Here is a 6063-nt window from a genome sequence, read left to right on the forward strand (position 1 = left end):
ATCATCCACTGGTGGGAAGACTACGCCGAGCGCAACAACATGGAGATGAACAACAATCCATCTCCGGGCAACAAGCTGGGCGGACTTACCACTATTCTCGAGAAATCGCTCGGCGCCACGGCAAAGGGCGGGACCACGCCGCTCAATGCGGTGTATCACTATGCCGATCCGGTGACCGAGAAGGGGTTCGTGTTCATGGATACCCCCGGATACGATCCGGTTTCGGCGACCGGCCAGGTTGCCGGCGGGGCGAATATCCTCTGCTTCACCACCGGTCGCGGCTCGGCCTATGGCTGCAAGCCGACGCCATCGATCAAGATCGCCACCAACTCGGACATCTACCACAAGATGCTCGACGACATGGACATCAACGGCGGCGAAGTGGTCGAGGGCGGCTCGCTCGAGGCCAAGGGGCAGGAGATTTTCGACGAGATACTGCTGGTCGCATCGGGCAAGAAATCCAAGTCCGAACTCCTCGGCTACGGCGACAACGAGTTCGTGCCGTGGCAGATCGGCGCTACCTTCTGATGCGACGCGCCGTCCACGCGATCATCAGTGGACGGGTACAAGGGGTCGGGTTTCGCGCCTTCGTCGAGCGCGAAGCCGAGGCGCTCAGCCTCGATGGCTGGGTGCGCAACCGGCGCGATGGCACCGTCGAGGCGGTGTTCGCCGGGGACGAGACCGAGGTCCAGCACATCCTGATGGAGCTCAATGCCGGCCCGCCCGCGGCGGCGGTGACCGACGTTCGCACCGCCCCCTATGAGGGGCCGTTGCCGCCCGGGTTCAGCGCGCTGCCCACGACTTGAGGGTTCCGCCCGTTTGACTTCGCGGCGGGACCACCTACATTCAGTGCATGACTTGCTTTGCGACCATCTCCGAAATGGCACCGCACCGGGAACACCCGGTCGCAGGCATATAGCCCCATGATCCGCGCCTGAGGCGCCGCCGGGTCTGGGGCAACCCGAGACTCGAAGCGATGCATTCGCCGGGGCTCGGAACAAGGCGCCAAAATCCCAAACATCAGCGTGAGCTGTCGCGGCAGGTTGCTCGCCGACGCTTCGCGCATCCACAAGGAAAACGAGATGCAATCCATGCGTCAATTCGATCTTCACCCCCGCATCGTCCTCAGCGAGGACGATCACCGCAAACTCATCGCGCTGGCGCTCGCCGGCAGCGGCCACGGCTCCGATGCCGCGGACGACCTGCTCGACGAGATCGAACGCGCCCGGGTCGTCCCCGCCACCAAGCTCGCCTCGAGCGTGGTGCGGATGGGCTCGACCATTACCTACCGGCCCGACAACGGGCCCGAGCGCACCGTGCAACTGGTCTATCCGGCCGAGGCCGATATCGCCTCGGGCAAGGTGTCGGTGCTGACCCCGGTCGGCACGGCGCTGATCGGGCTCGATATGGGCCAGTCGATCACCTGGGAGGCGCGTGACGGCAACAAGCACGTGCTGACGGTGCTGGCGGTCCAACAGCAGGCCTGATTCGCGTCGGCGGACCGGCCGGCGGGCCGCGCGTCTGTTGATTCACACGCAATATCAGATGGTTGGGCTGTCACAATTGTGCGGCCCAACCGTCATCGGTCCAGCATCGGTTATGGTTAATGAATTGTGACGGCCCGAGTGGCCGGTCGCAGTTCGGAGGCTTTGATGGCCCAACAACGTGCCCACCAGCCAACGGTAATGAGCCACATGCGCTCGACAACCGGCCAGGTGCTGGCGATCCGTTACGATCCCCAATCCAACACCATTGCCTTCGTCGAAGACGACTGGTTCGCCGAAGGCAGCCGCGCCGGCAGCGTCCCGCCTCGCACGGTGGTCCGGCAAAGGCTCGCCAGCAACGTCACCCGGCTACGGCCGCGGCGGGGCTAAGGCCGCTTCGCGCCGTTTACCGCCAGGTAGATCGAGTGCAGGCTTTGGGTGGCGCAGATGAAGAGGCGGTTGCGGCGGGGGCCGCCGAATTCGACATTGGCGACGGTGTCGGGGGTGAAGAGCTTGCCTAGCAGCACGCCTGAGGGGTTGAAGCAGTGGACGCCGTCGCCGGCCGAGGTCCAGACATTGCCACGGTCGTCGAGGCGGAAGCCATCCGGGAGGCCGGTGTCGGTGGTGCAGAATACCCGGGAGTTGCTTACGCTGTTGTCGGCGTTGACGTCGAAGACGCGGATGTGGCGGGGCAGGTCGGCGCCGTGGCTGTAGGCGCTATCGGCGACATAGAGCAGTTTCTCGTCGGGTGAGAAGGCGATGCCGTTGGGGCGGACGAAGTCGTCGATCGCCACCTTGAGTTCGCCGGTCGAGGGATCGAGGCAGAAGACGTAACAACCGTCCTGTTCGAACTCGCTCTTGTAGCCCTCGTAGTCCGACAGGATTCCGTAGCCCGGATCGGTGAACCAGATGGTACCGTCGGACTTCACCACCACGTCATTGGGGGCATTGAGCTTCTTGCCCCGGTAGTTGTCGGCGAGGACGGTGATGCTGCCGTCGATCTCGGTGCGGACGACGTTGCGCCCGCCATGCGAGCAGGAGACCAGCCGGCCCTCGCGGTCACGAGTGTTGCCGTTGATGAAGGTCGAGTTGTGGCGGAACACCGAGGCGCCGCCATCCGGGGTCCAGCGCAGCAGGCGGTTGTTGGGGATGTCGGACCAGACCAGCTGGTTGGCGTCGCCGAACCAGACCGGACCTTCGGCCCAGCGGCAATCGGAGTAGAGCGTTTCGAGCTTGGCGCTGCCCTGGATCAGCTGCCGGAATTCCTTCTCGTGATGCTCGTAGATACCCGCCATGTGCTCCCCCTGACGACTTGACCGTCGTGTTTCGGCGCGCATCCAATCGCAAGTCATCGAGCCCGGCAAGCGCCACTTGCGTTCAATTGGCCGCGCGTCGCGGAGCGTGCAAATCCACGAGCTTGCCCTCGAGGCCGTCGATGATCGGGCAATCCGGACGGTTATCCCCGTCGCAGGCCTGGGCGAGGTTGGCGAGCGTGTCGCGCATCTCGCCGAGCAGCCGGATCTTGTTCTCGAGCTCGGTGATGTGCGCCTCGGTCAGCGCTTTGACGTCGGCGCTCGAGCGTTGCGTATCGCCCCAGAGGCGCAGCAGGTCGCGGATCTCCTCCATCGAGAAGCCGAGATCGCGGGCGCGGCGGATGAAGCCGAGACGGTGGATGTCGCGGTGGCCGTAATCGCGATAGTTGCTGTCGCGACGGTCGGCGCTGGGGATCAGGCCGATCGATTCGTAGTGGCGGATCATCTTCCTGGACACGCCGGTGAGCTTTGAGGCCTCGCCGATTTGCATGGGAACACCTATCTAAGGAACGTGCTTGACCTTACCATCATGGGAAGGTGCAGAACAGGCCCCGATGCGATAGGAGCCGCGAATGCATACCCACGATCACCACAGCCATTCCCATGCCAGAGCCGAGGGCCCGGTTGCACGCGACCCCGTGTGTGGGATGACCGTGGACCTCGCCAAGACGCCGCACCGGACGACGCATGAGGGCCGGGAGATCGGTTTCTGCAGCGCCGGCTGCAAGGCGAAGTTCGAGGCGGAGCCGGGGAAGTATCTCAAGGCGACTGATCCCGTTTGCGGGATGCAGGTGGATCGGGCGACGGCGCAGCACATGCTGAGGCACGAGGGGACGCGCTACTATTTCTGCTGCGAGGGGTGTGAGAAGAGCTTCGAGGCGGATCCGGGCAGGTATCTCGATGCCAAGCCGTTCGAACTGCCGGCCCGCGGGTTTGGCCCTTCCACAGCGCACGATCACGGACACCACGGTCATTCGCATGGCGCCACGCCGGTCGACCCGGCGACAGTTACCGCCGGTACCAACTGGACGTGCCCGATGCATCCGGAGATCGTCAGGGACCGACCGGGCGATTGCCCGATTTGTGGCATGGCGCTTGAGCCGATGGTGGCTTCGCTCGATGATGGGCCGAACCCGGAACTGGTCGATTTCACTCGTCGGCTGTGGGTGAGCGCGGCGCTGTCGGTGCCGATCCTTGTTCTTGCGATGGGCGGCATGGTCGAGCTGCCGGTGCGCGAATGGATCGGCGAGCCGCTGGCGGGCTGGATCGAGATGGCGCTGGCGACGCCGGTGGTGCTGTGGGCGGCGTGGCCGTTCTTCCGGCGCTTCTGGAATTCGCTGGTCAACCGCTCGCCCAACATGTGGACGCTGATCGGGCTCGGGGTTGGCGCGGCCTACCTGTTCTCGGTGGTGGCGGTGCTGTTCCCGCAGATCTTCCCGATGAGCATGACGCATATGGGCGGCATGCCGCCGGTGTATTTCGAGGCGGCTGCGGTGATCGTGACGCTGGTGTTCGTCGGGCAGGTCCTGGAGCTGAAGGCGCGCGATGCGACCGGCAAGGCGATCCGGGCGCTGCTCAATCTCGCGCCGAAGACGGCGCGGCTGGTGGGGCAGGGCGGGGATACAGAGGTCCCGATCGAAGAGGTGCGGGCCGGCGATCGGCTGCGCGTCCGGCCGGGCGAGGCGGTGCCGGTCGATGGCGAGGTGCTGGAAGGCCAGTCGTTCGTCGATGAATCGATGCTGACCGGAGAGCCGGTGCCGGTCGAAAAACTGAAGGGCGAGCCGGTGACCGGCGGGACGCTCAACGGCGAGGGCAGCTTCGTCATGCAGGCGACGCGGGTGGGGTCGGAGACGCGGCTCAGCCAGATCGTCGCACTGGTCGGCAAGGCGCAGCGCAGCCGCGCGCCGATCCAGGCGCTGGCCGACCGGGTGGCGAACTGGTTCGTGCCGCTGGTGGTGCTGGTCGCCGCTGTGGCGTTCGGCGCGTGGATGATCTGGGGGCCGGGGCTGGGCGAGGCGATCGTCGCGGCGATCTCGGTGCTGATCATCGCGTGCCCCTGTGCGCTCGGCCTCGCGACGCCGATCTCGATCATGGTGGCGACCGGGCGTGGGGCGCATGCGGGCGTGCTGGTCAAGGATGCCAAGGCGCTGGAGGGCTTTGCGCGGGTCGATACGCTGATCGTGGACAAGACCGGCACGCTCACCGAAGGCAAGCCGACGCTCAACCAGGTGATCCCGGTGAAGGGTGTGGACGAAGGGTTCGTGCTCGCTGTTGCGGCGGCGCTGGAAAGGCACTCGGAGCATCCGATCGGTTCGGCCGTGGTGAAGGGCGCCGAGTTGCGCGGCGCCCGGGTCTACGAGGCCGATGGGTTCCAGTCGCTCACCGGCCGCGGTATCCGGGGCAATGTCGGCGGCAGGCCGGCGCTGCTGGGGAACATCAAGCTGTTCCGGGAGCAGGGGATTGCCGTCGACGACAAGCTCGCGGCGCTGCTCGAGCAGCAGGCCGCCTCGGGCAAGACGGCAATTCTCGTCGCTCATGATGGCGCAGCGATCGGCGTCGTCACGGTGTCCGATCCGATCAAGGCCGGGGCGAAGGAGGCCATTGTTGCACTACGGGCCGACGGTATCGTGGTGGTGATGGCGACCGGCGACGCCAGGGGCACCGCGGATGCGGTGGGCCGGGAACTCGGCCTCAGCGAGGTCCGCGCGGGCCTGTCGCCGGAGGACAAGCACACGCTGATCGAAGAGCTAAAGGCAAAGGGCAAGTCGGTCGCTTTCGCTGGGGATGGCGTCAACGACGCGCCAGCACTGGCGGCGGCCGATGTGGGCGTGGCGATGGGCACGGGCGCCGATGTCGCCATCGAAAGCGCCGGGATCACGCTGCTCAGGGGCGAACTGGGCGCCATCGTGAAGGCGCGGAAGCTCGCCAAGGCGACGCTCGGGAACATCAAGCTGAACCTGCTGTTCGCCTTTGGGTACAACGCGCTGGGCATCCCGCTGGCGGCGGGGGTGCTGTATCCGTTCACCGGCTGGCTGCTGTCGCCGATGATCGCGGCGGCGGCGATGGCGTTGAGTTCGGTGAGCGTCATCGGGAATGCGCTGAGGTTGAATTCGGTGAAGCTGTAGGGGCTGACACCGGGCCGGTGCGATCCGACCCCCACCCCTGTCCCCTCCCCCTCAACAGGGGAGGGAGACCCTCACATTGACGCCGGTGGTGTTCGTCTCCCTCCCCATTCTTAGGGGGAGGGGACAGGGGTGGGGGTCGGC

Annotated in this window: 6 protein-coding genes and 1 pseudogene; 5 read left to right on the top strand and 2 right to left on the bottom strand. The window is 65.9% G+C overall.

Annotation, left to right across the window (positions count from 1 at the left end; translation table 11 throughout):
- From JWQ89_RS20080 to JWQ89_RS20095, 4 genes and pseudogenes are all read left to right on the top strand, one after another.
- Positions 1-528: pseudogene (locus tag JWQ89_RS20080) on the top strand (UxaA family hydrolase); the annotation flags it as partial.
- On the top strand, positions 528-806 hold the full coding sequence (locus tag JWQ89_RS20085) for an acylphosphatase (RefSeq protein WP_299644015.1): 279 nt from the start codon (positions 528-530) through the stop codon (positions 804-806). The pseudogene JWQ89_RS20080 and the gene JWQ89_RS20085, both read left to right, overlap by 1 nt.
- A 276-nt stretch (positions 807-1082) precedes the next feature.
- Complete coding sequence (rnk, locus tag JWQ89_RS20090) at positions 1083-1487, top strand: nucleoside diphosphate kinase regulator (protein ID WP_299644017.1); 405 nt, start codon at positions 1083-1085, stop codon at positions 1485-1487.
- A gap of 165 nt (positions 1488-1652) precedes the next feature.
- Positions 1653-1874 (top strand): hypothetical protein, encoded by a 222-nt coding sequence (locus JWQ89_RS20095; protein ID WP_299644019.1) that lies wholly within the window; start codon positions 1653-1655, stop codon positions 1872-1874.
- Here JWQ89_RS20095 and JWQ89_RS20100 read toward each other — a convergent pair.
- Both JWQ89_RS20100 and cueR read right to left on the bottom strand, forming a co-directional pair.
- Complete coding sequence (locus tag JWQ89_RS20100; protein ID WP_299644022.1) at positions 1871-2779, bottom strand: SMP-30/gluconolactonase/LRE family protein; 909 nt, start codon at positions 2777-2779, stop codon at positions 1871-1873. The two genes, JWQ89_RS20095 and JWQ89_RS20100, sit on opposite strands and share 4 nt — an antisense overlap.
- A gap of 82 nt (positions 2780-2861) precedes the next feature.
- Positions 2862-3287, bottom strand: a complete 426-nt coding sequence (gene cueR, locus JWQ89_RS20105) for a Cu(I)-responsive transcriptional regulator (RefSeq protein ID WP_299644024.1) — start codon at positions 3285-3287, stop codon at positions 2862-2864.
- An 82-nt stretch (positions 3288-3369) separates the two neighbouring features.
- Here cueR and JWQ89_RS20110 point away from each other — a divergent pair, with 82 nt between their 5' ends.
- Positions 3370-5922 (top strand): heavy metal translocating P-type ATPase, encoded by a 2553-nt coding sequence (locus JWQ89_RS20110; RefSeq protein ID WP_299644026.1) that lies wholly within the window; start codon positions 3370-3372, stop codon positions 5920-5922.
- The last annotated feature ends 141 nt before the right edge of the window (positions 5923-6063 follow it).

It is taken from the genome of Devosia sp., from assembly GCF_028290645.1.
Lineage (GTDB): Bacteria > Pseudomonadota > Alphaproteobacteria > Rhizobiales > Devosiaceae > Devosia_A.

Coding starts and splice junctions, on each gene's coding strand:
- JWQ89_RS20110 (WP_299644026.1), top strand. CDS start 3,370: ATGCATACCCACGATCACCACAGCCATTCCCATGCCAGAGCCGAGGGC.
- cueR (WP_299644024.1), bottom strand. CDS start 3,287: ATGCAAATCGGCGAGGCCTCAAAGCTCACCGGCGTGTCCAGGAAGATG.
- JWQ89_RS20085 (WP_299644015.1), top strand. CDS start 528: ATGCGACGCGCCGTCCACGCGATCATCAGTGGACGGGTACAAGGGGTC.
- rnk (WP_299644017.1), top strand. CDS start 1,083: ATGCAATCCATGCGTCAATTCGATCTTCACCCCCGCATCGTCCTCAGC.
- JWQ89_RS20100 (WP_299644022.1), bottom strand. CDS start 2,779: ATGGCGGGTATCTACGAGCATCACGAGAAGGAATTCCGGCAGCTGATC.
- JWQ89_RS20095 (WP_299644019.1), top strand. CDS start 1,653: ATGGCCCAACAACGTGCCCACCAGCCAACGGTAATGAGCCACATGCGC.